This is a genomic window from Stenotrophomonas sp. ZAC14A_NAIMI4_1 (assembly GCF_003086915.1).
GTDB lineage: Bacteria > Pseudomonadota > Gammaproteobacteria > Xanthomonadales > Xanthomonadaceae > Stenotrophomonas.
On record NZ_CP026002.1, the window covers coordinates 3,857,053 to 3,882,933 of the forward strand.

Genomic DNA, 25,881 nt, shown 5'->3' on the forward strand with positions numbered 1-25,881 from the left:
ATGAGCATCCCCCTCTCTTCGCAGCCCGCCATGGCCACCTATCCCAGCCTGGACGGTCGCAGTGTGCTGGTGACCGGCGGTGCCACCGGCATCGGCGCAGCCTTCGTCGAGCACTTTGCCCGGCAGGGTGCCAAGGTCGCCTTCCTCGACATCGACGATGCCAGCGGCCATGCACTGGTCCAGGCACTGGCCGATGTGCGCCACGTGCCGATCTACCTGCATGCCGATGTCACCGCGCTTGCGTCCTTCCAGGCCGCCATCGCCGAGGCCCGCCGGCAGATCGGCCCCATCGCGGTGCTGGTCAACAACGCGGCCAACGACGCCCGCCACAGCCTCGCCGACACGCGTGCTGAAGACTTCGAGCGCAGCATCGCGGTCAACCTGCGCCACCAGTACTTCGCCATCCAGGCCGTCGCAGCGGACATGCGTGCACTCGGCGGCGGCTCGATCATCTGCCTGGGTTCCACCGGCTGGATGATCAAGAACAGCGGCTACCCGATGTACGCCATGGCCAAGTCGGCCGTGCACGGCCTGGTCAACGGCCTCGCGCGGGAACTGGGCCAGGACCGCATCCGCATCAACGCGCTGGTGCCGGGCTGGGTGATCACCGAAAAACAGCAGCGGCTGTGGCTGGATGAAGAAGGCGAGGCGCAACTGCGCCGCGCGCAGTGCCTGCCCGGTTACCTGCGTGCGGATGACCTTGCCCGTGCAGCGCTGTTTCTTGCGGCCGACGACAGCCGCATGTGCACGGGGCAGGATTTCATCGTGGATGGAGGCTGGGTGTGAATGCAGCCCTGACTCCTGCGGTGGCGTCCGCCAATACGCTGGGCGAAGGCGTCGTGTGGTGCGAACGCGAACAGGCGGTGTACTGGACCGACATCGTCCAGTCCCGGCTGTGGCGCTACCAGCCAGCCACCGCAGCGGTGGACCAGTGGGCGATGCCCGAACGCCTGGCATCAGTGGCCTTGTGCGAGGCGGATGGCTGGCTCCTGCTGGCGCTGGCAACGCGGCTGGCATTCTTCCATCCCGGGCGCAACGAACTGCGCGAACTGCACCGGCTGGACGAAGTCGCACAGACCCGCGCCAACGACGGCGCCTGCGACCGCCAAGGCCGCTTCGTGTTCGGCATGCTGCACGAACCGGCCGTGGGCCTGAAGCAGGCCGTGGCGCCGTTCTACCGGCTGCACGCCGATCTGCGGCTGGAGCGCCTTGCCCTGCCAGCGGTTGCGATCTCCAACAGCGTGGCCTTCAGCCCGCGCGGTGACACCCTGTACTTCTGCGACTCGCAGCAGAAGCTGCTGTGGTGCTGCCGCTATGGCGACACGCTCGGCCCGGTGCAGGTGTTTGCCGACCTGCGTGATGAGCCCGGCGAGCCGGACGGCAGCGCGGTCGATGCAGAGGGCGGCCTGTGGAATGCGCGCTGGGGCGCATCACGGATCGTCCGTTATCTGCCTGATGGCCGCGAGGACTGCGTCATCCAGGTACCGGCCAGCCAACCGACCCGGCCCGCCTTCGGCGGCAGCGACCTGCGGACGCTGTTCGTCACCAGCGCACTGGACGGGCTGGACCCGGCCCAGCATTTCCGCGAGCCGCTGGCCGGCCATCTGTTCGCCATCGATGCCGGCACCGCCGGCCTTCCCGAGCCCCGGTTCGCCGGCAACCCCGACCACCTGCCGCCCCGCTGACAGCGCGGACCACCCGCGGAGATTCCATGAGCCTTTCCACCCTCGATATCTGCATCGTCCTGGCTTACCTGGCCGGCATCTTCATCCTTGCGCAGTGGGTGTCGCGCGAGAAGGACGGGCAACAGAAATCGGCCCAGGACTACTTCCTGGCCAGCCGCAGCCTGCCCTGGTGGGCGATCGGTGCCTCGCTGATCGCAGCCAACATTTCGGCAGAACAGATCATCGGCATGTCCGGCTCCGGCTACGCCATCGGCCTGGCCATCGCCTCGTATGAGTGGATGGCGGCACTGACCCTGCTGATCGTGGGCAAGTGGTTCCTGCCGATCTTCCTGCGCAATGGCATCACCACCATGCCGCAGTTCCTGGAGGAACGGTACGGCAACCGCATCCGCACGTTGATGGCGGTGTTCTGGCTGGGGCTGTATGTATTCGTCAACCTGACGTCGATCCTCTGGCTGGGCTCGATCGCCATTGCCGGCGTGGCCGGCCTGGACCAGAACGTGGCGCTGGTGCTGCTGGGCGCATTCGCGCTGCTGTACCAGCTGTACGGTGGCCTGAAGGCGGTTGCACTGACCGACATCGTGCAGGTCTGCCTGCTGGTGCTGGGCGGCCTGCTGGTAACGTTCATCACGCTGGGCAAGATCGGCGACGGCAGTGTCAGCGATGGCTTCATGCAGCTGTGGCAGGCGCACCCGGAACGGTTCGAGATGATCCTGAGCAAGGACAACCCGTTCTACAAGGATCTCCCCGGCCTGTCGGTGCTGCTGGGCGGCATGTGGATCGCCAACCTGAGCTACTGGGGCTTCAACCAGTACATCATCCAGCGGGCGCTGGCCGCGAAGAATCTGCAGGAAGCGCAGAAGGGCGTGGTGTTCGCAGCTTTCCTCAAGCTGCTGCTGCCGGCCATCGTGGTGGTGCCGGGCATTGCCGCGGTGATGCTGGCGCCCAACCTGGAGCGCCCTGATGCCGCCTACCCGACCATGCTGGGGCTGCTGCCCAGTGGCATTCTCGGCCTGGTATTCGCTGCCCTGATCGCCGCCATCGTCGCTTCGCTGGCGTCCAAGATCAATTCGGTGGCCACCATATTCACCCTGGATTTCTACGCCAAGCGCGCGCCGGACGCACCGCAGGCCAAGCTGGTCCGGGTCGGCCGCCTCGCGGCCACCGTTTCGATCATCGTGGCCCTGCTGACCGCGCGGCCGCTGCTGGGCAGCTTCGACCAGGGCTTCCAGTACATCCAGGAGTTCACCGGCTTCTTCACTCCGGGCATCGTGGTGATCTTCCTGCTGGGCCTGTTCTGGAAGCGTGCCAATGAAGCCGGCGCGCTGGCGGCAGCCATCGGTTCGTTCGTGCTGTCGCTGGCGTTCAAGCTGCTGTGGCCGCTGCTGCCCTTCATGGACCGCATGGGCGTGGTGTTCCTGGCCACGCTGCTGCTTGGCGTCGGCGTGGCGCTGGCCACCCGTGCACGCGGTGATCGTGACCGCATCCGTACCGATGATGTGGGCTTCGCTACCGCGCCTTCGTTCAACGTTGCCTCGTTGGCCGTGGTGGCCATCCTTGTCGCGCTGTACGCAACCTACTGGTGACCGAGATGCGCCTGATGAAAATGCCCCCGATGGACGCTCTGGCCCGCCCGCTGCGACGCAGCGGCCTGGCACTGGGCTTCGCTGCGCTGCTTGTCGCCGCCCAGCCTGCCACTGCAACCACCGTGGAGTGGGGAGACACGGTGACGGTGGACGCTGCCAATGCCGGTTGGGGCCGTCTGGCCCGGCTGCCCGACGGACGCTGGCTGGCCGTAACCACCCACTATCCCAAGGGCCGCCCGACCACGCTGCAGCTGCTGGTCAGTGATGACAACGCGCGCACGTGGGCGCCCTTGTCCAGCGTGTCCGAGCCCGGGCGGCTGCTCGACAACGGCGAACTGCGCGTCATGCCCGATGGCCGGGTGCTGCTGGCCATGCGCTCGCTGATCGACCGCCGCTCGTACCGTCTCAACCTGTATGCCAGCGATGACCAGGGCCGGCAGTGGCATTTCCTCAGCACCATTACCGCCAACGAAACGCCGCGCGGCCGCAAGGACCGCGGTGTGTGGGAACCCGTGCTGACGCCACTGCAGGATGGCAGCCTGTCGGTGGTCTACGCCGATGAGACCCGCGCCGACGAAAAGCCCTCCTACAACCAGGTGGTGTCGCAGCGCCTATCCAACGACGGTGGCCGCACCTGGTCTGCAGCGGCGACCATTGCCGAACAGCCTGGCGGAGGCCGCCTGCGGCCCGGCATGCCGGTCATCTCGGCTCGCCCGGGCGGCGGCTACCTGATGGTGCTGGAAACCTGCGGCGACGATCCGCAATGCCCGGTGTCGTACAAAACGTCAGCGGACGGCCGCACATGGCCGGTCGGCCTGGGCACGCCCCTCGCCGACCAGAAGTGCGGCCCGCATGTGATGAGTACCGCCAGCGGCGCAATGTTCGTGACCTCCTGCCTCAATGAGGTCAGTGCAAGCGAGGACGCCGGCGTTACGTGGAAAACGATCCGCCCGCCCGCATGGCCACTCGGCTTCCGTCACTCCTGGTCCGCCGTTGTCGAGATCGGCCCGCAGGAGATCGGCGTCGTCAATGTGGTGGAGGGGGCTGTGCAGATCCGTTTCGGCACCTACCGCCCATCGACTGACCGCTGAACGGGTCCGTTGCGCCAAAGCCTACCAACTGGTAGATTGATACTTTGGACCTTCAGGTGCCTCATGGATACCGAGCTTTCGCCGAAAGCTGCCGAGATCGTCGCCTACACCCGTATTCTGCTCGAGTCTGGCGGCTACAACAGTTTCAGCTATGCAGACATCGCAGCGCAGGTAAACATCAGCAAGGCCAGCATTCACCACCATTTCCCCACCAAGGTCGATCTGGTCCGGGAGGTCGTGGCGCGCTACCGCGCCGAAGCCCGTGCCGGCCTGGCGCTGCTGGAAGGCCAACTGGACAACCCGCTGGGCGAGCTGACCGCCTATTCGGATTACTGGTCCAGCTGCATCCTGGGCGGCACGTCCTCGTTCTGCATCGGCGCGATGCTGGCAGCCGAGCTGCCCACGCTGCCGCCCGAAGTCGCGGCGGAGGTGCGCGGGCATTTCGATGACCTGAGCCAGTGGCTCACCTCGACGATGACGCGGGGTCTCTCCCGGGGCCAGCTGCAGCTGCATGCGACGCCACAGGTGGAAGCCCGCACCTTCATGGCCGCGGTACATGGTGCGATGCTCGCCGCGCGTGGCCTGGGCGAACCGGCGGCGTTCGAGTCCCTGGTCCGGGTGTCGCTTGATCGCCTGGCCCCGGCCGCCTGATCCCCTTCGACCCCACGGGAAGCGTGCTCCATGGCGACGACACTGCAGAAGCAGATAGCCTTCCTTCGCGAGATCGACCAGCTGAAGAATGTGGTTCGCCAGTCGCCCCTGCTCGACCGCAGCCGGCGTGAAAACTCGGCCGAACATTCCTGGCACTTGGCGATGTACGCACTTGTGCTGGTTGAGCACGCCGCGGAAGCGGTCGATGTCCAACGCGTGCTGACCATGCTTCTGCTGCACGACATCGTCGAGATCGACGTGGGTGACATGCCCATCCATGGCGGCACCAGTGCCGCCCATCAGGCGCAGCTGGAGGCCGTTGCCGCCCAGCGGCTTTTCGGCATGCTGCCGCAGCCACAGGGCGAGGACATGCTGGCGCTGTGGCATGAATTTGAAAGCGCGCGCAGCGCCGACGCCAGGTTTGCAAAGGCGCTGGATCGCTTCCAACCCCTGCTGGCGAACATATTCGCCGGCGGCGGGACCTGGACGGAGAATGGCGTCTCCATGGAACAGGTGCTCGAGCGCTATGGTCCGGTCATCCGCGAAGGCGCGCCGAGCCTGTGGGCACTCTGCGAACAGTGGGTCATCGAGCACTTCCAAGGCCACCCGGCGTCCCGCTGAAGCCCAGGAAATGAACAGAAGGCAACCCGGCGCGGAGTCCTGACGGAAACTGATTGACGACCTACCTACTGGTAGGCAAGCATGCACGTCGCTAGCCTACCTATTGGTAGATAGTCTATCACCCACCCACGCTTCTTCCTTTCGAATCCGGAGAATTTCATGACTGCCACCGCCCCTTCCGTGTCCCCGGCAAGTGCCTGGCTCCAGCGCTACTACTTCCTGCGCGCAGGCGTATCCATTGCGTGGATCGCCTTGGCCGTTGTGGTTGGCCGGCAGAACGCAGCCGTAGGCGCGGTGCTGCTGGTGCTGTACCCGGCATGGGATGCGCTGGCGAACTACATCGATGCCCGCCGCACCGGCGGCTTGGGTGCGAACGGCACGCAGATGTTCAACTTCATCGTCAGCGTGGTGACTGCCATTGCCATCGGCGTTGCCCTCACTTCCGGCATGGTCGCCACGATCAAGGTCTTCGGTGTCTGGGCGATCCTCTCCGGCCTGCTGCAGCTGGCTACCGCTGTGCGTCGCTGGAAGAGCGCAGGTGGCCAGTGGGTCATGATCCTCAGTGGCGCGCAATCGGCAGCCGCCGGCGCGTTCTTCTTCAAGCAGGCCAGCAGTGGCATCGCCCTGGATGTCACCACGGTGGCCCCCTACGCCGGCCTGGGGGCGTTCTATTTCCTGCTCTCGGCCATCTGGGTGACCGTCAAGAATGCGCGCGCACGTTCGGCCGTCAAATCGGGCTGAGTCTGTGAGCCATCTACGCCGTCGCTATCGTGTTGTACGTGCGCACAGCGTCGCTCTGGCCGTCCCGCTGAGCGTGGAAGACCAGGCGGCCCAATCCATGCCGGATGCCAGCCCGACCAAGTGGCATCTGGCACATACCAGCTGGTTCTTCGAAACATTCCTGCTGGCGCCGCACCTGCCGGGGTACGCTGCGTTTGATCCAACGTTCGGCTACCTCTTCAACTCGTACTACGAAGGCGCCGGCCCACGGCTGCCGCGTGCAGAACGCGGCCTGATGACACGCCCCTCCGCCCACGATGTACTGGCGTATCGCGCCCATGTCGATGCTGCAATGGACAGGCTGCTTCACGCATTGCCGGTGGCCTGCACCGGACTGGTCGAGCTTGGCCTGGCGCATGAGGAACAGCATCAGGAACTGATCCTCATGGACGTGCTGCACCTGTTCTCCCGATCGGCGCTGTCGCCTGCGTATCGCCCGGAACTCCCCTCCCGCGCGCAGCCTGCCGCGCCCATGCAATGGGCCGACATCGCCGGGGGGCTGGTGAACATCGGCGCGACAGGCGACGACTTCGCGTTCGACAATGAAATGCCGCGCCACACGGTCTTCCTGCACTCCTTCGCGCTTGCCGATCGCCTGGTCAGCAATGAGGAATGGCTGGCCTTCATCGCCGATGGCGGCTACCAGCGGCCTCTGCTGTGGCTGGCCGATGGCTGGGCAACCGCCCAAGCGCAGGGCTGGCAGGCACCGCTCTACTGGCGCGATGAAGGCGACCACTGGAGCACCCTGACGCTGCATGGCCGCACTCCATTGGATCCACACGCCCCCGTGCGCCACGTGAGCTACTACGAGGCTGACGCCTACGCTCGCTGGGCCGGTGCGCGCCTGCCCAGCGAAGCCGAGTGGGAGCACGCTGCAATGACGCTGCCCAACCTGGGCGGCCTCTACGACCAGGCATGGCAATGGACATGCAGCGCCTACCACGCCTACCCCGGCTTCCGCGCGCCGCCTGGAACCGTGGGCGAATACAACGGCAAGTTCATGGCGGGCCAGATGGTCTTGCGCGGTGGTTCCTCGATCACCCCTCCCGGACACGCAAGGGCGACGTACCGTAATTTCTTTGCGCCTGCCCAGCGCTGGATGTTCAATGGCGTGCGCCTGGCACGCGACAACGATCCTGCCGTGCCCGCACCGTCAAGCGCGTTCCTCGATGACGTGCTTCGTGGTTTCTCGGCGACCCCGAAAAATGTGCCGGCCAAATACTTCTACGACGAAGAAGGCTCGCGCTTGTTCGAGGCGATCTGCGCCACGCCCGAGTACTACCTTACCCGCACCGAACTGGCCCTCCTGCGGTCTTCGGCGGCCGACATCGCCCGCCACATCGAACCCGGAACCGTGCTCGTAGAATTCGGCAGCGGCGCCAGCCTGAAAACACGCGTCCTCCTGGATGCTTCGCCGCACCTCGGTGCTTACGTACCCATCGACATCAGCGCGTCCGCGCTTGCGCAGGCGGGCGCGGCCATCGCACGTGACTATCCCCATCTGCAACTGGCCGCACTGGCAGGGGACTTCACCCAGGCCGTCACCCTGCCCGCGCTCGCTGATGGACATGCGCGGCTGGGCTTCTTCCCGGGTTCTACGCTGGGCAATTTCAGCCCAGGGGAATCGGTCGCGCTGCTGTCGCATCTGCGCAACCTCCTGGGGTCGGGCGCCCAGCTTCTGATCGGCGTGGATCTGGTAAAGGACAAAGAAACGCTGTTGGCTGCGTACGACGATGCCGCCGGCATCACCGCAGCCTTCAACCGCAATCTGCTGGTGCGGATCAACGACGAACTGGGCGCCAACTTCGATCCTGGTGCATTCCTGCACCGTGCGCACTGGAATGCCAGCGAGTCCCGCATGGAGATGTGGCTGGTCAGCCGCCGCGAGCAGGAGGTACGGATTGCAGGCCATCCTTTTCACTTCGCCCTTGGCGAAGGACTGCACACCGAGAGCTCACACAAATTCACGCCCCAGCGCCTGGCGGCAATCGCAGAATGTGCCGGCTGGAGCGTGGAGGATCAGTGGCTGGACGATGATCTGCCTTACGGGCTGTTCCTGCTGTCGTTGGCCTGAGGGGAAACGACGCCAGCCATGATGCTGCGCAGCTCAGCCACCTGATGCGGCCATGGCCTGCGCGCGTGCCTGGGCCGCTCCGACGGCCGCGTCCAGCATCGCCGGCCAGCCGCCCTCGGCCAGCACCGCCAGCGCGGCCTGCGTGGTTCCGCCGGGAGACGTCACCTGCGCCCGCAGCTGCGCGGGTGTCGTGGCAGAGGCCTCCAGCATGCGCGCTGCGCCCAGCAGCGTCTGCTGGGCCAGCTGCCGGCTGCTGTCGGCCGGCAGGCCGCGCACTTCGGCGGCCCGCTGCAGGGCTTCGGCCAGCAGGTACAGATACGCCGGGCCACTGCCGGCCACCGCCGTCGCCGTGTCCATCTGTGCTTCCTCGTCCAGCCACACGATCGTCCCGCAGCCACGGAACAGCGCTTCCGCCTGTGCACGTGCCGCGTCAGGCAGCACACCGCCGGCATGCAGTGCGGTGATGCCCGCGCCGATCGCTGCAGGCTGGTTGGGCATGCTGCGCACACTGACATCGATACCCAGCCACTGCTGCAGCCGGGCGTGGGTAACGCCGGCCATGATCGACACCACCTGCGGCGAGACCGCGGCGGCCGTGGCGGCCAGCGCGCGGCACACTGCTTCGGCAGCCTGTGGCTTCACCGCCAGCACCCACAGCGGTGCTCGCTGCGCCGCCTGCGTGGCCTGTTCGACCACCTGCACGCCGAGCTCGGCAGACAGGCCCTCGCGGATGTCCGGCAAGGGATCGGCCACCACCATCCGTGCGGGGTCCTGGCCTTGCCGCAACAGCCCCTGCAGCAGGCAGCGCGCCATGTTGCCACCACCGATGAACGCGATATCGGCAGCCGCCTTCATCGCACTGGCTCCGTGCCCAGCTGGCTGTCCAGCCAGTCCAGCACGCGCTGCTGGACATCACGGCCGTGCGCCTGCTCGAAGAACCAGTGCGGCCCGCGCGGGTACGTCACCATCTCCACCGGCGTGCCATTGAAGCGCAGCGCGCGGTACAGCATCTCGCCCTGCGACAGCGGCACGCGCTTGTCCTGTTCGCCGTGCAGGATCAGCACCGGCACGCGGATGTTGCTGGCATGGCGGATCGGCGAATGCTGGTCGTAGACGCTGCGGTTGCGCAGCGGATCGTCAAAGTAGCCGGGCAGGTAATCCGGCGTATCGGTGGTCAGCGCCATCGCACCGATGTCGATGACCCCGGCCCCGACGATCGCGGTCTTGAAGCGCGGGCTGTTCGCCACCGCCCAGGCCGCCATGTAGCCGCCATAGCTCCAGCCCCCGATCGCCAGCCGCTGCGGATCGACGACGCCTTCCTTCTCCAGCAGGTCCACGCCGTCGAGGATGTCCTGGAAATCGCCGCCGCCCCAATCGTTGCGCGCCCGCTCGGCGAACGCGCGGCCGCCGCCTTCGGAGCCGCGCGGGTTGGGCAGGAACACCGCATAGCCGTGCGTGGACAGCAGCTGCGCCCAGTCGTGCCAGGAACCCAGCCACCCCGACCACCACGCCCACGCCGGACCGCCATGGCCCTGCACCAGCGTCGGCAGCGGCGTGCCGGGCTTCCAGCCGGGCGGCGTGACCAGCAGGCCGGTGATCGGCAGCCCGTCACGCGAGGAGGTCCATGCCAGTTCACGCACGTTGCCATGCGCCCAGCCCGCAACTTCCGGGTGGTGGTCGCTGCGCACTGCCAGCGCTGCGCCCTGCTGCAGCCAGACTTCCGCCGGCTGGCTGTTGCCGATGCCCAGGTAGGCGCTGCGCCCGCTGCGCGTGGTGGTGAACGCGGCGAAGGGAATCTGCGGCCGCGCCAGTTCCGTCCAGCGGCCATTGGCTGCATCCAGGCGCAGGAAGGCGCCGCGCACGCCACGCTGGCCCAGCCCCAGCAGGTACTCGTCGTCCTGCCAGCGCGCCAGCCACAGCGTACCGTTCCAGTCCGCACCCAGCACCGTGCGCTGGCCGCTGCCGATGGCATGCACGGTGATGTCGGCGGTCATGCCATGTTCGCCGAGGTGGCCGTACAGCAACCGCGTGCCGTCGGGCGACCACTGCAGCGGGTGCGCCGACGCACGCGGTTCCAGCTCGGCCTGCTGCGCACCGCTGCCGGCATCCACCAGCACCACCTGCGAGCGGTACCAGAAGTCATTCAGCGTGGTGCCCTGCGAAACGCGCAGCGCCAGCGTGCGCCCGTCCGGCGACCACGCCAGGTCATGCACCTGCTGCCCGGGTGCGCTCAGCACGCGGGTCTGGCCGCTGCGCAGATTGCGCAGCCAGACGCGGCTGAACGTGGTGGGATGATCCACGCGCTGCGCATCATCCCTGGCCTCGCCGGCGGCGGTGGTGGCCGCATCGGGGACATCGGCCGACAGATAGGCGATGCGCGTGCCATCGCGTGATACCTCGAAAGCGCTGACATCGCCCTCTGCGCGGGTCAGCAGCTGCGGCGCACCGCCCTGCGCATCCACGCGCCAGACCTGCGCGCCGCCCAGCGAAGCGTGCTCCACGTCGGCAGGCAGCGCGCGGGTGGAGATGAAGTCCAGGTAGTGGCCATCGGCGCTCCAGCGTGGATGCTCTTCGCTGGCAGTGTCTGCGGCGGGCAGTTCCTTCGCGGTTGCCTTGCCACTGGCCGGTACCCACCAGATGCGGCTGCGCGGCGGCTTGCCCTGCGGCTGTGGCATGCCGACCGTATAGGCGATGCGGCTGCCGTCCGGGCTGATCTGCGGGTCGCCCACCACCTTCAGCGCCATGATCGCCTGGGGGGTCGGCAGCACCGGCGCCGCCGGGGCGGCAGCCAGCGATGGCAGTGCGACCGCCACGCACAGGCAGGCGCACCACATCCGGTTCAACAACAAGCTCATGCAGGGTTCCCCTGTGTGGCAGGCGGCAGCAGATGCTGGCGCACCCATTCTGCGCCACGGCCGATGGCATCGTTTGCCAGTGCTGACACCGCCATGGCTTCGATGAAACTGTGCGGCGCGCCGCGATAGACCTGGCTGTCGACCGTGACCCCAGCATCGCGCAGGCGCTGCACCATCGCCTGGTTCTGCTCGGCCAGCACGTCGCGGTCGCCCCACAGCAGCAGCGCAGGCGGCAGCCCGTGCAGCGCGGCATGCAGCGGCGCTGACAGCGGACCGGCCACGGCCTGCGCATCCGCGCCCAGGTAGGCATCCCAGAACTCATCCATTTCCGCCCCGCTGAGCATGTCCTGCGGCTGGCCCAGCTGCTGCCGCGCCTGTTCGGACAACTGCGGTGTCCATGCACCGTAGTTCAATACCAATGCCTGTATGCAATCGAGGTCGCCGGCATCGCGCAGGCGCAGAGCGCTGGCCACGGCCAGGTTGGCACCAGCCGAATCACCGCCCAGCGCCAGCCGCTGGCCGTCGATGCCGAAGCGCGCGCCTTCGCTGCGCAGCCACTGCAACGCGATCACCGCCTGGTCCAACGCTGCCGGGTACGGGTGTTCGGGTGCCAGGCTGTAATCGATCGCCACCACCGGCAGCTGCGCGCGATCAGCGTATTCGCGCAGCAGGCGGTCATGCGTATCCAGCCCAAACATGCACCAGCCGCCGCCGTGCAGATAGACCAGGGCGGGCGATGGAGCGGCCGGCCGCTGCTGCGGGGTCAGCACGCGCAGCTGGAACGGCCCGTACGCGGAGTCCAGCGGCACATCCACGCTGTCGCGCATGCGCGGGCCGCCCTCGCGCCAGGGCGCACGCGCCTGTGCGGCAATCACCCGGCGCTGCGGCCAGTCCAGCGTGCGCCCGGCGCGCAGGCGCGCACCTTCGTTGCAGACATCTTCGATGAAGCGGCGGATCTGCGGGTCCAGCGCATCCAGGCTGCGGCTCATGCGTCCTCCCCGCGGCCGGCCGCGAAGTCGATCATCCAGTCCGCCAGCGCGTGCTCGCCACCGGCCTGCAGGCCGGCCAGCAGCTGCGCGAAGTCGTGCCGCGCTTCGTCCTGGCCCAGCTTGAAGGTGGCGCGCACCTCGCGCACCTCACCGCGCAGCGCCACCACGCCGCTGGCCAGCCGCGCATAGCGCTCGCCCATTTCCTGCAGCGACCACGCCTTGGCACGGCCGGCTTCCATCTGCGTGATCAGCGCATCCAGCTCGTTGCGGATGTCCGCGTCCTGCGTACTGACAGCAACATCCAGCTCGAACATCGCCGCGGCATAGTTCCAGCTCGGCGCCTGGGTGCGGTCATCCAGCCAGCTGGGCGAGACGTAGGCATGCGGCCCCATCAGCAGCGCCTGTGCACGGCCGTCGCGCTGCAGCCGTGCCACGTGCGGGTTGCGCTTGGCCAGGTGGCCGCGCAGGGCCACCAGCCGGCCGTGTGCATCGCACTCGGCACGCAGCGGCAGAGGGGTGAAGGCAGCATCGTCGCCGCCGGTGGACACCAGCCAGGCGAAGGGTTGGCTGGCTAGCAGATGCAGCACGTCGTCCTGGTTGCGGGCGGCGTAGCGGCTGTCGCGGGCATGGCCCATCAGTAGAACTCCATCAGTGGGGTTGGTCCAGTGCGCTGGCCACGGACACCGCAGGCCAGCGGTCGCGCCATGGCGCGGCCTGTTCAAGTTCGGCGGCCAGCTGCAGCAGCAGGGGCTCCTGCCCGCGGTCGGCGGCAAACTGCATGCCCACCGGCAAGCCGTCACGGTGCCCCACCGGCAGCGAGATGGCCGGCGTGCCGGCCAGGTTCTGCAGTGGCGTATAGCTGATCCACTCGAACATGGCTGGCAGCAGCGAGTCGAAGTCGCGGTCCGGGGCGAGTTCACCCAGCGGCGGCGGCAAGGTGCGCACGGTCGGGGTCAGCAGCACGTCGTAGTGCTGGTGGAACTGGTTGAATGCCGCTGGCAGTGCCGCCAGCACCGCATAGGCCTGCTCCAGTTCGGGCACGCCACAGTGCTGGCGGTGGAAGCGCGCCAGCCCATGCGTCCACGGTTCCAGTGCATGTGCCGCGAAGTCATCGCCGCCCTGCGCCACCGCCAGCTCGACCGCATCCAGCCCCAACCGCGACCACAGGGTGTAGAGGGCCTGCCAGACCTCACGGCCCGGCAGCGGGGAGGTGGTGGCCTCGACTGCGTGGCCCAGCGCTGTGCACAGCTGCACGGTCTGCTCCAGCACGGCCGCCACCGCCGGATCCGGTGCCAACCCAGGCAACGATTCACTGATGACGCCGATGCGCAGCCGGCGCGGCGGCTGCAGCCAGCCGCGAGGGTCCAGCCCGGCGCGGGGATGGGCCGCACTGAACGCCCACGCGGTATCGCGCACGCTGCGCGACATCAGGCTGTCGGCCACGATCAGGTCTTCAATGGCATGCCGTCCGCGCACCATCACCGTGCCGCCGCGCCCCGGCTTCAGCCCGACCACGCCACAGGCCGACGCCGGAATGCGGATGGAACCGGCACCATCACTGCCATGCGCCAGCGGCACGATGCCCGCGGCCAGCGCCGCGCCGGCCCCGCCACTGGAGCCACCGGGCGAGTACGCGGGGTTCCACGGGTTGCGGGTGACCGGCCCGAGCAGCGGCTCGGTCGATCCCATCAGGCCGAACTCGGGCATGGCACTTTTGCCGATGGCCACCAGACCAGCCGCATCGAAGCGCTGAGCGAATGGCAGCGCATCCAGCGCCGGCACCGCGCTGCGCGAGCGTGAACCGCCACGCGTGGGCATGCCTGGGTAGCGCAGTGAATCCTTCGGCAGCCACGCCACGCCCGCCATGGGTGCATCGCGGCGCACGCGCGATGCGTGCTCCAGCGCCGCATCGGCATCGACATGGCTGAGTGCGCCCAGCATCGGGTCCAGGTGGCGCACGCGCATCAGTGCCGCAGCAACCAGTTCGCGCGGTGAGAGTTCGCCGGCACGCACCAGCGCGTGCTGGTCGTGCGCATCCAGATGGCCCAGCTGCAGTGCCTGGGCCAGCGGAAAATCATCAAGGGTCATGCCATGGGTTCCTGAAGCCGGCGGCGCGCACGGCGCTGCCCGTAGAAGACATAGATGGCCGCACCGGCCAGCACGTAGACCAGCAGGATGCTGGCCGGCAGCACATCGCCACGGCGGACCTGGGCCAGCATGTCGCCCAGCACCGGCACCATCATCGCCACGCACATCACGATGCCCAGCACCGGTACAACGCCCAGCCACACGCCGCCGATCCAGACCCCGCCCAATGGCACGCGGAAACCGCCACGCAGCTCTGGACGGGTGGAGCGCAGCCACATCACCGCGATGCACACCACGATGAACGCCGAGGCGATGCCCAGGCAGATCAGGTCGCCCAGGATGCTGATCGGCAGCAGCGCGGCCAGCAGTGCACTGGCGCTGCCGAATGCCACGCTGGCCAGCCACGGTGTGCCGAGCGTGGGGTGGACGCGGGTGAAGAACGCCGGCAGCAGGCCATCGCGGGCGATGCTCAGGCTGATGCGTGAGGCGCCGTAGGCGTTGGCCAGCAGCACCGAGCCCAGCCCGGTCAGCGCGCCGATCTTGATCAGCACCGCAAACCCCGGCCAGCCGATGCGGTCCACCGCCAGCGCAACCGGGTCCGGCACGCCCAGCTCGCGGTACGGCACCAGCCCGGTCAGCACAGCACCGGCCGCCACGTACAGCACGGTGCACACCACCAGCGAGCCGAGGATGCCCACCGGCACGTCACGACGTGGCTGGCGCGCTTCGGCGGCGGCCATCGAGACAGTCTCAAAGCCCAGGTAGGCGAAGAACAGCATGGCCGCTGCACGCAGCACGCCGGGCCAGCCGTAGGCGAAGCCGCCCTCGTTGGCCGGCAGGAATGGCTGCCAGTGCGCAGCGTCGATGAACTGCGAACCGACCGCGATGAAGGCCAGCAGCACGGCGATCTTGATCAGCACCAGCACCAGGTTGGCCAGTGCCGAGCGCCCTACCCCGGCAATCTGCACGGCGGCAGCGGCCAGCACCGCCAGCGCTGCCACCGCATTGATGCCGCCGCTGAAGGACAGCACGGTGTGCCCGCCCTGCGCGGTGGCGGTCACGCTGGACACCGCCAGCCCCAGCGGCACGACCACGTGCAGATCGCCCAGCAGGCTGGTGAGGTAACCGGCAAAGCCGGCGGCCACCGCAGCGGCGGCCAGCAGGTATTCCAGGATCACCATCCAGGCCAGCGCCCATGCCGCGCCTTCGCCCAGCGTCACTTGGCAGTACGAATACGCTGAGCCGGACACCGGGATGACCGATGACAGTTCGGCATAGCACAACCCGGTGAAGCCGCAGGCCAGCGCCGCCAGCACGAAGGCCAGCACCACCGCCGGGCCGGCGAAACTGGCCGCGGCAGTGCCGGTCACCACATAGATGCCGGCGCCGAGGATGTTGGCGATGCCCAGCACCAGCAGGCTGCCGGCACCCAGCCGGCGCTGCAGGCCGGCGCGCTCGCCGTCGGCCACCACCGCCTCCAGCGATTTGCGCCGCGCTGCCAGTTGCCAGCGCCCGATTGAACGTTGCTGCACGCGGCCGCTCCCGTCCATCGTCTCAGTAACGCCAGTGCACGGTGGCGCCGACGGTGCGCGGCCGCACCAGGCCTTCGCCGATGCCGTTGGTTTCGGTCACGCTGCGGGTGATGCCACGCTTGTCGGTCAGGTTGCTGCCGAACAGCGTGACATCGGTGTTGCCGAAGGTCATGCGGTAGCGCAGGTCGAACAGGTTGTAGTTGCCCTGGCGGTTGGGCGTGATGCCCGGCACGGCCGAGTTCAGATCGCTGATGCCACCGCCCACGTACTGGTGTGACAGCGACAGCGTCGGCGAGAAACGCGCATCGAAGTGCCAGCTGAGCAGGTTGCTCACCGTCCAGTCGGCCGAGCCCGGCAGCTGCGATCCCTTCGGCGCGGTGCCGTAGTACAGGATGAACAGATCCTCATCCAGGCGGGCGCGCTGCCAGGTGGCCGATGCCTGCCATTCGAAGGCGTCGACCGGGCGCCAGGTGGCGGACAGTTCGACGCCACGGCTGTAGGCCTTGCCGCCATTGCTGGCGTAGTTGAACAGGTCCGGCGTCTGCAGCCGCAGCTGGATGTCCTTCCAGTCCACGTAGAACAGCGTGGCATCCAGCAGCAGGCGCCCGCCGGCCCAGCTGGTGCGCGTACCCAGTTCGTAGTTGACCAGGCTGTCACTCTTCGACCCGGACGGCACCGGGTAGGCGCTGAGTCCGGCGGTGTTGGGTTCGCCGAAGCGGAAGCCCTCGGACACCAGGCCGTACACCATCACGTCCGGGTTCACCTGCCAGGTCAGGGAGACCTTCGGATTGAAGCCGTCTTCCTTGGTCTCCTGGGTCGACACCTTGGGCGCGCCCGGCCAGGTCGAGAAGCCCACCTGGGTACTGACCGTGCGCACCTTGTTGCGGAACAGGCGGCCGCCGACGGTCAGCTTCCACTGCTCGTTGAAGTGCACGCTGCCTTCGCCAAACAGCGCCGCTTCCGAGCCGGACAGGTCGGTCAGGAAGCCGTTGAAGATCTGCCCGTCCGGCGCGATCACCGCGCCACTGCCGGGGCCGAACAACGGCGAACGGTCGAACGCGGCGGCCGCACCTTCCGCGCCCAGCTGCTCGTGCAGGCTCTTGTCCGAATCGAAGTACATGCCACCCACCAGCCAGTCGATGCGGGCACCCGGCTTGGACGACAGGCGCAGCTCGATGCTCTTGCCGGTGCTTTCACCGCCGGAGGCGATGTACAGCGGCGCGGTCAGGTCCAGGCCCAGGTCGGCGTTGTAGGCCGCACGCACCGGCGTGTAGTCGAAGCGCCAGTCCTGTTTCTTTTTCTGGTAGGCCAGCAGCGCGGTCAGGTCGGCAAAGCCCAGGTCCTGGTCCAGCCGCGCGCTGTGCACGGCCACCTTGGTATGGGTGTATTCGGGCAGCGCGGTGCGGCGCGTGAGGTCACCCAGTCCGGCAATCTGGTAACTGTTGTCATCGCTGTCGCTGTTCTGCAGCAGGCTCAGCCAGGTCAGGGTGGTGCCCTCGTTCGGGGTCAGCACCAGTGACAGCCGGCCGCCATCGAGCGTGCTGCGGTTGGCGCCGTTCCTGCCGGTGCCGATGTTGTCGATGAAGCCGGGATCGTCGCGGTACTGCGCCACCGCACGTACCGCCAGCAGGTCCTGCTTGATCGGCACATTCACCATTGCCTTGCCGGCAAAGCCCACGTCAGCGTTGCGGGTCTGGCTGACGGTCGCTTCGGCAGCGGCATCGAAGGCGCCGGTATCGGCGATGTTGGCCACGTAGTTCACCGCCCCGCCCATCGAGGCCGACCCGAACAGCGTGCCCTGCGGCCCCCGCAACACTTCCACCCGGTTCAGGTCGAAGGCATCGATATCGGGAATGGCGATGGTCCAGCCCGGTTCGGTCAACGGCACTTCGTTGAGGAAGTAACCGGTCGTGGGCTGGCCCTGCACATTGCCAGCGCTGGTGGCGATGCCGCGCATCACCACGTGCGAGACACCCGGCTGGTAGTTGTTGAAGACCACGCCGGGAGTGCGCTGGATGTAATCAGCCAGCGACTGCGCGCCGATGTCCTGCAGTTGCTGGTCGGTGACTGCCGAGACCGAACCGGCGATCTCACGCACCGATTCCTTCAGCTTGCCAGCGGTGACCACCACCGTGTCCAAGGTACGGGCCGGGTCGGCCGCAGCGCCAGCGGGCGCCTCCTGCGCCCAGGCCGGGGCGGTGGCGAACAGGCCGAAACAACACGCGAAACGGACAGCATGGCTGAGCGGGCGAAGGCGGAGCTGCAACGGCATGAGACGGTCCCCCAGGTGGCGATGGACGTGGCGCCGGTCGCGCTCTGCGCAGCGGCAACCCACATGGCTGAGGTCGAGTGAAAGTGAAAACAGCCACCGCTGTCCAGCAGAATCAACGGACACCGCACTAGCGACAACGTGTTGATTGAATTATGTTTATTTCATGGGGAGCCGTGGATGTGGGCGTTATCACATGTGAAATACGCAGGTTCTGCGGCCCGGCCCCTCAAATTGCGAACAAACTGCGGCGCGCTGCCGCACCGGGAAAGCCCTGATGATCGCCAAATCGCTGGACCGCATCGACCTGAAGATCCTCGACGTGCTGCAGCAGGATGCACGCATCACCAACCAGGCCCTGGCAGATCGTGTTGCGCTGTCGCCCAGCGCGTGCCTGGCACGCGTGCGCGCCCTGGAGGCCAAGGAGCTGATCCGCGGCTACCGCGCGCACGTGGCGGTGGACCGCATCCGCTCGGCCACGGTGGTGCTGGCCATGGTGGCCTTCAGGCGGCACGCACTGGAGGAGTTCACCGCCTTCGACCGGCGCATCCTGGGCATGCAGGAAATCGTCGAGGCCAGCCGCATTTCCGGCGAGTACGACTACCTGCTGCGGGTGATCGTCAACGATGTGCACCACTGGAAGGACATCGCGCGGCTGCTGCTGGGCGGCGACTACGGGGTGGAGAAGATCGTGTCGCAGTTCCTGATGGACGAGGTGAAGCCATTCAGTGGCTACCCCCTGGGAGACGGTCCGACCGGGAAGCGAAGCAGCTGACAGGCGAATGAATAAATACTGAACGAAATTTGCGAAACGATGTCGCTCTAAGCGACATTCTACTTAATGGCTGTTAGTCTGGATCCGTCATCGCGGGGAGCAACAATCCGTGCAATGGTGTGAGTGGGTAACTACTCGAGGGCGAACAGCCCAAAACACCCCGAGCGACGCGTCAGCGGCCGGCCACGGTCGGGACCATTGGGAAGGGTCAGGTGGCTGCGGCAACGGCTCGCAGCCATAGATTGGAGGAGGGTAGTACTGGCGTTTCCCCACACTCGATGTTGCAACGGAGCTTCTCCAATCCCGGAGAGGTGCATCGAGGACACCAACATGGTTTCACCTGTTGACAGGAAAGATGACAAGCGCCAGCTGCTGCTGAAATGGTTCAAACGGGTTTTTTGTGGTCCGTGGTTGTTTCGCCTCTTGATGGTCGTGTGGAAGTTGTATGACCACTTCGATCGCTAAGCGCGGCGAAGGAAATTCGGACTCTAAGACCTATCAGTAGCACCCTCCTTTTTATCTACACATGCGGGAAGAGAAGAAATGCTTCACCAGGCTTTAAAGACGGTCCGCGAGGTTCACCGAATGCAACAAGGTGAGCTAGCGGAGCGCTTGGGCATATCGCGCTCCCATCTTTCCGAGATTGAGTCAGGAAAGAAGGCAGCGTCAGTGGAACTTCTACACAAGTTCGCAGAAGTGTTCGATGTGCCACCTTCTACGTTCTTAAGCTTCGCCGAAGCAATTGAGGGCCCCTCGGAGCGCCGACAAAGGAACGCCAAGAGGCTGATGAAAGTTCTGGAATGGACCCTGGACGCCGACCATGACACTTCCCCGAAAAAGCGCGAATCGCTATGACGTTAGTTCTTCGGCGCTCTATCGGCTGCCGACGCTAAAGGCACTCGCAAGATTTCTCGAATGGAAGGGTTCACCGAGTGCCCTTCGTGCCCTGTGCAAACGTCCGGATAACTTCAGCGAGTTCTACCAGGCTCATCCTAGGACTGGAAAGATGCGTCTGATTCAAGCCCCGAGTAAGGTCATTAAGCCGCTTCAGAAGCGGCTTAACGTGCTGCTCAAGCAAGTTCGCGTGCCAGACTATCTTCACTCAGGGATCCCCAAGCGATCTCACCTCTCGAATTCCGAGCAGCACATGCTCGCGGCGGGGGCAACCGTGACGGTTGATGTTTCCGACTTCTATCCCAGCATCACACGTCAACGTGTCTTCAGGCTTTTCAAAAACGTCTTTCAATGCCGTGGAGACGTTGCAGATGCGATGGCCGACTTGGTCTGCTATCAAGGGAAGTTGGCAACTGGATCCCCGGCCAGTGTGCTCGTCTCTTTTTGGGCCTGCCGTGACATGTTTGACTCAATGGCTCAGCGTGTGGCCACGCAGGGAGGCACATTCACGCTCTACGTTGACGATGTCGCCATCACTGGGGACACAATCGGACACGGCGACATCCAGTGGCTGGATCGTTTGCTGAGAAGGTTCGGTTTTAGCTCGAAGGTCGAGAAGGCAAAACTGTTTCGGAAGACCCGTGCAAAGGTTGTCACGGGCCGCGCATTTCGGCATGGCATCAGTCGAGCTCCAAACAGAAAGCACAAGGAGATGCATGAGGCGCGGGCTGAGATTGAGAGCGGCCGGGCGACCATCAAAGCCAAACGTGGGCTAGTAGGTCAGCTCGAAAACATAGGAAATCTTGATCAAGAACGCGGAACAAGCTTGAAGGCGGAGGCCAAGAAGCTACGAAGCACTCTGCCTCGCCCAAGGCGTCGACGTAGAGCCACTGCCCGTCCAGTCAAGACCCGGTCGGAGATTGCAACGTGAATGACCAAAGCATCGTCCGAACTCTCTGTCCACGATGCGGTGGAGAACGCTCTTGTGATCTTTTGCATGACCTAACAGAAGAGAGCGAAGACCATACGCATCCGGAGCATCCAACGTGGGGAGGCACGAGCCATCAACTTCTCCGCTGCCGTGGATGCGAGACGGTCTTCTACAAGACTGAAAGCTGGCACTCAGAAGACTGGGACTACAAGTTTGATCCGAAATCAGGTCAAGATGTGATGTTCAACCCGAAGACAGTCTCCCTCTACCCGCCGCCAAAGCCCAAGTCTGAAAATCCAGACTGGACTTGGGATCTGCATCGGAAGGACAGCGTGCTCTCGCAAGTTGTCCATGAAATGTATGTTGCCAGAGCTAGCAATTTGAATGTTCTCACAGCTATAGGCCTGCGAATAGCCTTTGACAGAGCGACGTTCTTACTCGGGATCGACGAGAGCTTGGACCTCAACAAAAAGATAGAAAAGCTCCTAGATGATGGGCGACTAGGAAAGATAGAAGCCGAGCACATGCAGGTGGCCGTAAACGCCGGTAACGCTGCCGCCCACCGCGGCTGGAGCCCGACCGATGAAGATCTTGCAGTCCTTCTCCATGTCCTTGAGCAGTTTCTACGAAGAAGCTTCTTTGACTTACCAATCGATCAAATTGGGGCAGCCATCCCCGCTCGCCCCAAGAAGAAGAAGGGACCTTAAGGCACACCTTTCATTTCCAGCCATCGACCGCCCCTCTCTAAGAACAAAGCACCTCCCAGGGCGATCTAGCCCTAAAAATAGCCAATCGCCTTATATTCTGAGTATTCGGTACAGGCCCAAGACGCCAACCAAGTGCGCATATCATAACGATCATAGAATTGCCTAAATTCACCCCTGACTGACGCAATGATGCTCCACGAACGCCGCAGGTTCTCGAAGGCCTCATTGATGTCCAGGTCCGTCAGCCGGAGGTTGAAGTTGTCGGCCCGTCCATCTTCAGCGCGCGCGAACCGCGCCAGAATGTATTGAACCGCTCGGACGCTCGCCGGCTTGGCCTTCTTGTTGCGAGCCTTCTTTTCGAGTTCTTTGATATAGGCGGCAAAGCAATCGGCAGGGTGCCCCCTCTGAGCTCAAGCAGGTGCTCGCTGCGGGCCTCCTGCCGAGACGGGTCGATCTCCGGAACCACAGCCAGCTTCTGTCGGGCCAGCACATAGGCCTGCTTGGGCCGCATATCGGCCACATTCCCAGCGAGAACCGTCGAACCCCTGACGGCCCTCGAACCACGACCTCATACGTCATCCGCGTGGTGCCTACGTAGAAGCCAAAGCCGGTGGGCGCTCCCTGGTTACCATCCAAGAGCCGATAGGGCTTTCCTGCGTCCCCTGCCGGGCGTAGGGGGAGGCCCGACCCTGTGGTCCCTCAACGGGGCCGTTGACCACGCTCAGTTCGCAGATTTGCCGGTAGGTCAGCTTAAACTTAGTACCTCGGCGACGCGGGGCAGTGCCTCCGCCGCAACAACCGTATCCATGGTCGATCCGCTGTGCGTCCGTCGCAACATCTGTCTGATCCCGTTTGAGTGACCGGCGCTATCGCGGCGCAACAAGAAACACGGTTACTTGCCGCCAGTCACCCGGATTGACCGCTACATTCCGTAAGGACGTTTCTTGCAAATCACTGATTCCAAAACGAAAACTTCATCTTCGAAGAGCAGTACCGAACACACCCCGCTGATGAAGCAGTTCTTCGCAGCCAAGTCCGACTACCCGGACCTGCTGCTGTTCTTCCGCATGGGCGACTTCTACGAGCTGTTCTACGACGACGCCCGCAAGGCGGCGCGGCTGCTGGACATCACCCTCACCCAGCGCGGCAGCTCCGGCGGCGCGCCCATCCCGATGGCCGGCGTGCCGGTGCATGCCTATGAGGGCTACCTGGCCCGCCTGGTGGCGCTGGGCGAATCGGTGGCCATCTGTGAACAGATCGGCGACCCGGCCCTGGCCAAGGGCCTGGTCGAACGCAAGGTGGTGCGCATCGTCACCCCCGGCACGGTCACCGACGAAGCGCTGCTGGACGAGCGTCGCGACACCCTGCTGATGGCGCTGTCGCGCACGAAGCAGGGCTACGGCCTGGCCTGGGCCGACCTGGCCGGTGGCCGCTTCCTGGTCAACGAAGTCGAGACCGACGACGCGCTGGAAGCCGAACTTGCCCGCCTGGAGCCGGCCGAGCTGCTGGTGCCTGACGAAGAGAACTGGCCCGAATTCCTGCGCCAGCGCACCGGCGTGCGCCGCCGTGCGCCGTGGCTGTTCGATGCGGACAGCGGCCGCCGCCAGCTGCTGGCCTTCTTCAAGCTGCACGACCTGAGCGGTTTCGGCATCGACGACAAGCCGCGCGCCACTGCAGCCGCCGGCGCCCTGCTCGGCTATGTCGAAGAGACCCAGAAGCAGCGCCTGCCGCACCTGACCTCGATCGCGATGGAAACCGCCGGTGAAGCGATCGCGATGAACGCCGCGACGCGCCGCCATCTGGAACTGGATACGCGCGTGGACGGCGACACCCGCAACACGCTGCTGGGCGTGCTCGACAGCACGGTGACGCCGATGGGCGGCCGCCTGCTGCGCCGCTGGCTGCACCGCCCGCTGCGCCTGCGCGAGGTGCTGGTGCAGCGCCACCACGCGGTGGAAACGCTGATCGACCGCGGCAGCGACGCCGACATCCGCGAACAGTTCCGTCGCCTGGGCGATCTGGAACGCATCCTCACCCGCGTGGCGCTGCGCTCGGCGCGCCCGCGCGATTTCTCCACCCTGCGCGATGGCCTGGGCCTGCTGCCGGCCGTGCGCGAAGTGCTGGCACCGCTGGATTCGCCGCGCCTGCAGACCCTGCACGCCGCGCTGGGCGAGCACGACGAGTGCGCGCACCTGCTGGCCAGCGCCATCGCCGAGATGCCGCCGCTGAAGCTGAGCGACGGCGGCGTGCTGGCCGATGGCTTCGATGCCGAGCTGGACGAACTGCGCCGCCTGTCCACCCATGCCGACCAGTTCCTGGTCGACCTGGAACAGCGCGAACGCGAGAGCAGCGGCATCGCCACCCTCAAAGTGGGCTACAACCGCGTACACGGCTATTACATCGAAATCAGCAAGGGCCAGTCCGACCGCGCGCCGGTGCACTACACCCGCCGGCAGACGCTGACCAATGCCGAGCGCTACATCACCGAGGAACTGAAGGCCTTCGAGGACAAGGTGCTGTCCGCGCGCGACCGTTCGCTGTCGCGCGAGAAGTACCTGTACGAGCAGCTGCTGGACACCCTCGGTGGCCAGCTGGAACCGCTGAAGCAGTGCGCCGCCGCGCTGAGCGAACTGGACGTGCTGGCCGCCTTTGCCGAACGCGCGCAGGCGCTGGACTGGGCGCGCCCGGAGCTGCAGGCCGAGCCCTGCCTGAAGATCGAACGCGGCCGCCACCCGGTGGTCGAAGCCGTGCGCGAACAGCCGTTCGAGCCGAATGATCTGGACCTGCATCCGGACCGTCGCATGCTGGTCATCACCGGCCCGAACATGGGCGGTAAATCGACCTACATGCGGCAGAACGCGCTGATCGTGCTGCTGGCCCACATCGGCAGCTTCGTGCCGGCCAGCCGCGTGCTGATCGGCCCGATCGACCGCATCCTCACCCGCATCGGCGCCGGTGATGATCTGGCCCGCGGGCAATCGACCTTCATGGTCGAGATGGCCGAGACCAGCTACATCCTGCACCACGCCACCGCGCATTCGCTGGTGCTGATGGACGAGATCGGCCGCGGCACGTCCACCTACGACGGCCTGGCCCTGGCCGATGCGGTGGCCCGCCACCTGGCCTACCAGAACCGCTGCTACACGTTGTTCGCCACCCACTACTTCGAACTGACCGCACTGGCCGACGAACAGCACGAAGGTGGCCGCAGCGGCATCGCCAACGTGCATCTGGATGCGGTCGAGCACGGTGAAGCACTGGTGTTCATGCACGCGGTGAAGGATGGCCCGGCCAACCGCAGCTTCGGCCTGCAGGTGGCCGCGCTGGCCGGCCTGCCGCGGGCGACCGTGGCGCAGGCTCGCCGTCGCCTGGCCGAGCTGGAACAGCGCGGTGGCGAAAGCCATGCCGCTGAAGTCTCGCCGCAGGCGCTAGATGCACCGCAGCAGTTCGGCCTGTTCAGCGCACCGGCCAGCAAGGCGCAAGAAGCGCTGGCCGCGATCGACCCGGACGAGCTGACCCCGAAGCAGGCGCTGGAAGCCCTGTACCGGTTGAAGACGTTGTTGTAAGCGGGTTTGACATGGCGCCGGGCCCTCGCCCGGCGCCATGAACCCTTCGCATTTCCGTCGTGTACCCGGCGTTATGCTCGGGCGGTCCTTCCTTCACAGAACGGAGACCGCCGTGAACACCGAATCCCTCGCCGCTTCCCTCTTCCAGCAGCTGCAGCAGGGGCAAGGCCTGCAGCAGGTATCCCAGCAGCTCGGCTTGGACAGCAGCCAGACCACCCAGGCGGTGGGCAGCGCGCTGCCGCTGCTGCTGGGCGCGATGGGCCAGAACGCCAGTGAGCCGCAGGGCGCGCAGTCACTGCTCAATGCACTGCAGCGCGATCATCTTGGCGGCGGCAGCGGCGGCGGTTTCGACCTGGGCGGCATCCTCGGCGCGGTGATGGGCGGTGGTGGCAGCGGTGCCACCGACGGCGCTGGCATCCTCGGCCATGTATTCGGCGGCCAGCAACCGCAGGCGGCCGAGCTGCTCGGCCAGAAGACCGGCCTGGACAGCGGCACCACCGGCAAGCTGCTGGCCATTCTCGCCCCCATCGTCATGTCGTTCCTGGCCCAGCGCTTTGCCCAGCAGGGCAATCCCGGCGAACTCAGCTCGGCCCTCGGCCAGGAAGCCCAGCACGCTGGCGGCGGCCTCGGCAGCCTGCTGGGGGGCGCACTCGACCAGGACGGCGACGGCCAGTTTGGTGCCAGCGATCTGCTCAAGCTCGGTGCGGGCCTGCTCAAGCGCTGATCGCGCACAACGGTCCAAGCCCTGCCCTTGATAGGCCGCCACTATCGCATCGGTTGAATCAAT

The 25,881-nt window shown here is 66.1% G+C and carries 20 protein-coding genes; 13 read left to right on the forward strand and 7 right to left on the reverse strand.

What is annotated here, in order from left to right:
* The 8 genes from C1926_RS17640 (at position 1) to egtB (ending at position 8,488) form a co-directional block, all read left to right on the forward strand.
* A complete protein-coding gene (locus C1926_RS17640; protein ID WP_108760094.1) occupies positions 1 to 786 on the forward strand; it encodes an SDR family oxidoreductase in 786 nt (261 codons plus the stop codon).
* On the forward strand, positions 783 to 1,685 hold the full coding sequence (locus C1926_RS17645; protein WP_216822026.1) for an SMP-30/gluconolactonase/LRE family protein: 903 nt from the start codon (positions 783 to 785) through the stop codon (positions 1,683 to 1,685). The genes C1926_RS17640 and C1926_RS17645 overlap by 4 nt, the downstream gene beginning before the upstream one ends.
* A gap of 26 nt (positions 1,686 to 1,711) precedes the next feature.
* Complete coding sequence (locus C1926_RS17650) at positions 1,712 to 3,271, forward strand: sodium/sugar symporter (RefSeq protein WP_108746227.1); 1,560 nt, start codon at positions 1,712 to 1,714, stop codon at positions 3,269 to 3,271.
* Positions 3,272 to 3,285: 14 nt separating this feature from the next.
* Complete coding sequence (locus C1926_RS17655; protein ID WP_216822027.1) at positions 3,286 to 4,362, forward strand: sialidase family protein; 1,077 nt, start codon at positions 3,286 to 3,288, stop codon at positions 4,360 to 4,362.
* Positions 4,363 to 4,425: 63 nt separating this feature from the next.
* Positions 4,426 to 5,013: a TetR/AcrR family transcriptional regulator gene (locus C1926_RS17660; protein ID WP_079221150.1), complete on the forward strand. Its 588-nt coding sequence runs from the start codon at positions 4,426 to 4,428 to the stop codon at positions 5,011 to 5,013.
* A 30-nt stretch (positions 5,014 to 5,043) separates the two neighbouring features.
* Positions 5,044 to 5,634: an HD domain-containing protein gene (locus tag C1926_RS17665; protein WP_108760096.1), complete on the forward strand. Its 591-nt coding sequence runs from the start codon at positions 5,044 to 5,046 to the stop codon at positions 5,632 to 5,634.
* 159 nt (positions 5,635 to 5,793) lie between these two features.
* Complete coding sequence (locus tag C1926_RS17670) at positions 5,794 to 6,375, forward strand: DUF308 domain-containing protein (protein ID WP_108760097.1); 582 nt, start codon at positions 5,794 to 5,796, stop codon at positions 6,373 to 6,375.
* Positions 6,341 to 8,488, forward strand: coding sequence for an ergothioneine biosynthesis protein EgtB (gene egtB / locus C1926_RS21945; RefSeq protein WP_108760098.1), 2,148 nt, complete (start codon positions 6,341 to 6,343; stop codon positions 8,486 to 8,488). Before C1926_RS17670 ends, egtB begins: the two co-directional genes overlap by 35 nt.
* 33 nt (positions 8,489 to 8,521) lie before the next feature.
* Here egtB and proC read toward each other — a convergent pair whose 3' ends face one another.
* The 7 genes from proC to C1926_RS17710 are packed head-to-tail and all read right to left on the reverse strand — an operon-like array spanning position 8,522 to position 18,224.
* The gene (proC, locus tag C1926_RS17680) at positions 8,522 to 9,343 is read right to left on the reverse strand and encodes a pyrroline-5-carboxylate reductase (RefSeq protein WP_108760099.1); all 822 of its coding nucleotides are present in this window, start codon (positions 9,341 to 9,343) and stop codon (positions 8,522 to 8,524) included.
* Positions 9,340 to 11,343 (reverse strand): S9 family peptidase, encoded by a 2,004-nt coding sequence (locus C1926_RS17685; protein WP_254057313.1) that lies wholly within the window; start codon positions 11,341 to 11,343, stop codon positions 9,340 to 9,342. Before C1926_RS17685 ends, proC begins: the two co-directional genes overlap by 4 nt.
* The gene (locus C1926_RS17690) at positions 11,340 to 12,332 is read right to left on the reverse strand and encodes an alpha/beta hydrolase (protein WP_108760101.1); all 993 of its coding nucleotides are present in this window, start codon (positions 12,330 to 12,332) and stop codon (positions 11,340 to 11,342) included. The genes C1926_RS17685 and C1926_RS17690 overlap by 4 nt, the downstream gene beginning before the upstream one ends.
* The gene (locus C1926_RS17695) at positions 12,329 to 12,967 is read right to left on the reverse strand and encodes an FMN-binding negative transcriptional regulator (protein ID WP_108760102.1); all 639 of its coding nucleotides are present in this window, start codon (positions 12,965 to 12,967) and stop codon (positions 12,329 to 12,331) included. The genes C1926_RS17690 and C1926_RS17695 overlap by 4 nt, the downstream gene beginning before the upstream one ends.
* Positions 12,968 to 12,980: 13 nt before the next feature.
* Positions 12,981 to 14,420, reverse strand: coding sequence for an amidase family protein (locus C1926_RS17700; protein WP_108760103.1), 1,440 nt, complete (start codon positions 14,418 to 14,420; stop codon positions 12,981 to 12,983).
* On the reverse strand, positions 14,417 to 15,952 hold the full coding sequence (locus C1926_RS17705; protein WP_254057315.1) for an amino acid permease: 1,536 nt from the start codon (positions 15,950 to 15,952) through the stop codon (positions 14,417 to 14,419). The genes C1926_RS17700 and C1926_RS17705 overlap by 4 nt, the downstream gene beginning before the upstream one ends.
* A gap of 22 nt (positions 15,953 to 15,974) precedes the next feature.
* Positions 15,975 to 18,224: a TonB-dependent receptor gene (locus C1926_RS17710; protein WP_108760105.1), complete on the reverse strand. Its 2,250-nt coding sequence runs from the start codon at positions 18,222 to 18,224 to the stop codon at positions 15,975 to 15,977.
* Positions 18,225 to 18,498: 274 nt separating this feature from the next.
* Here C1926_RS17710 and C1926_RS17715 point away from each other — a divergent pair, with 274 nt between their 5' ends.
* The 5 genes from C1926_RS17715 to C1926_RS17740 all read left to right on the forward strand — a co-directional run bounded on the left by C1926_RS17715 (position 18,499) and on the right by C1926_RS17740 (position 25,818).
* The gene (locus tag C1926_RS17715) at positions 18,499 to 18,996 is read left to right on the forward strand and encodes an Lrp/AsnC family transcriptional regulator (RefSeq protein WP_108760106.1); all 498 of its coding nucleotides are present in this window, start codon (positions 18,499 to 18,501) and stop codon (positions 18,994 to 18,996) included.
* Positions 18,997 to 20,002: 1,006 nt separating this feature from the next.
* Positions 20,003 to 20,821 (forward strand): reverse transcriptase family protein, encoded by an 819-nt coding sequence (locus C1926_RS17725; RefSeq protein ID WP_216822029.1) that lies wholly within the window; start codon positions 20,003 to 20,005, stop codon positions 20,819 to 20,821.
* 239 nt (positions 20,822 to 21,060) lie between these two features.
* Positions 21,061 to 21,528, forward strand: coding sequence for a DUF4145 domain-containing protein (locus tag C1926_RS17730; protein ID WP_108760109.1), 468 nt, complete (start codon positions 21,061 to 21,063; stop codon positions 21,526 to 21,528).
* 1,010 nt (positions 21,529 to 22,538) lie between these two features.
* Positions 22,539 to 25,094, forward strand: a complete 2,556-nt coding sequence (mutS, locus tag C1926_RS17735) for a DNA mismatch repair protein MutS (RefSeq protein ID WP_254057317.1) — start codon at positions 22,539 to 22,541, stop codon at positions 25,092 to 25,094.
* A gap of 73 nt (positions 25,095 to 25,167) precedes the next feature.
* The gene (locus C1926_RS17740) at positions 25,168 to 25,818 is read left to right on the forward strand and encodes a DUF937 domain-containing protein (protein ID WP_079221137.1); all 651 of its coding nucleotides are present in this window, start codon (positions 25,168 to 25,170) and stop codon (positions 25,816 to 25,818) included.
* Positions 25,819 to 25,881: the final 63 nt, after the last annotated feature.